At 71.5% G+C, this 2,983-nt stretch carries 2 protein-coding genes; one reads left to right on the top strand and one right to left on the bottom strand.

Annotated features, from left to right (window positions below):
• Positions 1 to 161 precede the first annotated feature (161 nt).
• On the bottom strand, positions 162 to 758 hold the full coding sequence (locus AB0J67_RS40305) for a cadmium resistance transporter (RefSeq protein ID WP_363490968.1): 597 nt from the start codon (positions 756 to 758) through the stop codon (positions 162 to 164).
• 175 nt (positions 759 to 933) lie between these two features.
• Here AB0J67_RS40305 and AB0J67_RS40300 point away from each other — a divergent pair, with 175 nt between their 5' ends.
• On the top strand, positions 934 to 2,847 hold the full coding sequence (locus tag AB0J67_RS40300) for a proprotein convertase P-domain-containing protein (RefSeq protein ID WP_363490970.1): 1,914 nt from the start codon (positions 934 to 936) through the stop codon (positions 2,845 to 2,847).
• Positions 2,848 to 2,983 lie beyond the last annotated feature (136 nt).

Raw genomic sequence — 2,983 nt, 5'->3', positions numbered from 1 at the left:
TCGGCGTCGAGCATCGCCTGCCAGGGGGCCGGCACCAGGTCGGTACGGCAGCCGCCGCCGGTCTTCGGCTCGTCCGGCATCGCACCGCGGGACTGGGTGCGTATATGTGTGCAGAGCAAAGCGACACGGCGCCTTCTCCGTCGCGGGCGGTGCCCCAGGCGTCACCAGGGGAACAGCGGCGTGCCGGCGAGGATGACCAGGCCGATGACGATGAACACGGCCGGGACCAGCCAGTGGCCCCAGCGCTCGATGGCGCCGACGACGCGCGGATGCGAGCCGAGCCAGGTCGCGGCCAGGCACCAGACCGCGACGAGCACCGCGAACACCGCGATGGTGACCAGGCTGTCGGTCACGCCGACGGTCCGGAACACCGGCGTGTAGACGGCGATGTTGTCGGCGCCGTTGGCGATGGTCACCCCCGCCACGGCCAGGGCACCGGTCGCCACGGCGGGCGGCTCGGCGCCGCCGGCACGGGCGCGCAGCGAGCGCACCAGCGCGGTCACGCCCAGCGCCAGCGGGACCAGGCCGAGCAGGCCCACCCAGCGGTCGGGCACCACGGCCAGCCCGGCGGCGACCGCCGCCGACGCGGCGACCAGCGCCGCGATGCCCGCGTACTGGCCGGTCCAGATCTGCCACGGCCGCGGGCGGCCGGTGGCGCGGCCGCTGAGGAACAGCACGGTGAGCACGATCAGGTCGTCGACGTTGGTGCCCGCGAACAGCGCGAGCGCCGCCGCCACGGTGCCGCCCAGGTGATCCACGCGGGCCAGCCTACGGCGTGGGCGCGCGGCCCTCCCGCGCGTGTCGGCAGTCACCTATTCAAATCTATCTACGCGCTGGCATATCCTCCTCGGGACCGGCAACCCCGGCGCCCCGAACCCCGAGGAGTACGGCGTGAGAAGCAAACCCATCGTCCGCGGCATTCTCGTCCTGGCCATGGCCCTGACCGGTGCCGTGGCCGTCCAGTCCCCCGCGGGCGCGCTCGCCCCGCCCGACATCTCGCTCACCAACATCCGCACCCACCTGCAGCAGTTCCAGAACATCGCCACCAGCAACGGCGGCAACCGGCGCGCCAACACCGCCGGCTACACCGCGTCGGTGAACTACGTCTACGACCGGCTGGTGGCCGCGGGTTACAGCGTCGTCAAGCAGCCGTGCACCTCGGGCTGCACCAGCGGCGCGGGGCCGAACGTCATCGCGGACTGGCCGGGCGGCAACGCCAACCAGGTGCTCATGCTGGGCGCCCACCTCGACGGCGTCTCCGCCGGTGCGGGCATCAACGACAACGCCTCCGGCTCCACCATGCTGCTGGAACTCGCACTCGTGCTCGCCCAGCAGAACCCGACGATGCTCAAGCACGTGCGGTTCGGCTGGTGGACCGACGAGGAGCAGGGCCTCAACGGCTCGGAGTTCTACGTCAACTCGCTGCCCTCCACCGAGCGCGCGAAGATCACCGGTTACCTGAACTTCGACATGGTCGCCTCCACCAACGGCGGCTACTTCATCAACCGGATCAGCAGCAGTCTCGGCCAGACCATCAAGGCCTACTACGACGCGAACTTCCCGGGCCTGGCCCCGGAGGAGAACGTCGAGGGCGCCGGGCGCTCCGACGACGCGTCGTTCAACGCCGCCGGCATCCAGACCTCCGGCATCGCCGCGGGCGCCAGCGCGAACAAGACCTCGGCCCAGGTGGCCAAGTGGGGCGGCACCACCGGCGACTACGACCCCTGCTACCACGCCTCCTGCGACACGTTCCCGAGCAACATCAGCGACACGGTGCTCAACCGGGCCGCCGACGCGGCGGCGTACGCGCTGTGGACGCTGGCGGTGGGCACCCCGACCGGCAACGACTTCTCGATGTCGGCCAGCCCGGCGTCGGGCAGCACGTCGGCGGGCGGCTCGGTGAGCTCGACCATCGGCACCACGGTCACCAGCGGCAGCGCCCAGTCGGTCGCCCTGTCCGCGTCCGGCCTGCCCAGCGGGGCCACCGCGACGTTCAGCCCGGCCACCGTCACCTCGGGCGGCTCGTCGACGATGACCATCGCCACCAGCGCGAGCACACCGGCCGGCACGTACACGGTGACGGTCACCGGCACGGGCAGCTCCGCGACGCGCACCACCACGTACGCGCTGTCGGTGGCCGGGCCGCCGGGCTGCTCGGCGACCAACCCGACCGACGTCACCATCGTCGACCAGGGCACCGTCGAGTCGAACATCACGATCACCGGGTGCTCCGGCAACGCGGGCACCGGCAGCACGGTCGAGGTCCACATCGTGCACACGTACGTCGGTGACCTGGTCGTCAGCCTGATCGCGCCGGACGGCTCGGCGTACACGCTGCGCAACCGCACCGGCGGCAGCGCGGACAACATCGACCAGACGTTCACCGTCAACCTGTCGAGCGAGGCCGCCAACGGCACGTGGAAGCTGCGGGTGCAGGACGCCGGCCCGTCCGACGTCGGATACATCAACAGCTGGACGCTGAACCTGGGCGGCTCCACCCCGCCGCCGTGCAGCGGCACCAACGGCACCGACGTGACCATCGCCGACAACACCACCGTCAACAGCCCGATCGCCATCGCGGGCTGCACCGGCAACGCGTCGTCGACCTCCACCGTCGCCGTGCAGATCGTGCACACGTACATCGGCGACCTGGTGGTCAGCCTCGTCGCGCCGGACGGCTCGGTGTACACGCTGCACAACCGCAGCGGCGGCAGCGCCGACAACATCAACCAGACCTACACGGTCAACGCGTCGAGCGAGGTCCGCAACGGCACCTGGAACCTGCGGGTCCAGGACGCCGCGGCCAACGACGTCGGCTACCTCAACAGCTGGACGCTGACGCTCTAGCGCCGGCCCGACCTCCCGCCGCCCCGGGCACGGTCCACCACGCTGGGCGCGGTGGTCGGCCTGATCATCGGGGCGTTCATCTTCGGCAACCTGTACCTGGCGTACCGGCTGCGCCCGTTCCTGCCGCCGACCGGCG

Origin of the sequence: Catellatospora sp. NPDC049609, assembly GCF_040675365.1 — a bacterium.
In the GTDB taxonomy this organism is placed as follows: Bacteria; Actinomycetota; Actinomycetes; order Mycobacteriales; family Micromonosporaceae; genus Catellatospora.
The sequence above is the reverse complement of the archived record's forward strand: the minus strand, read 5'-3'. Positions and strand labels throughout refer to the sequence as shown.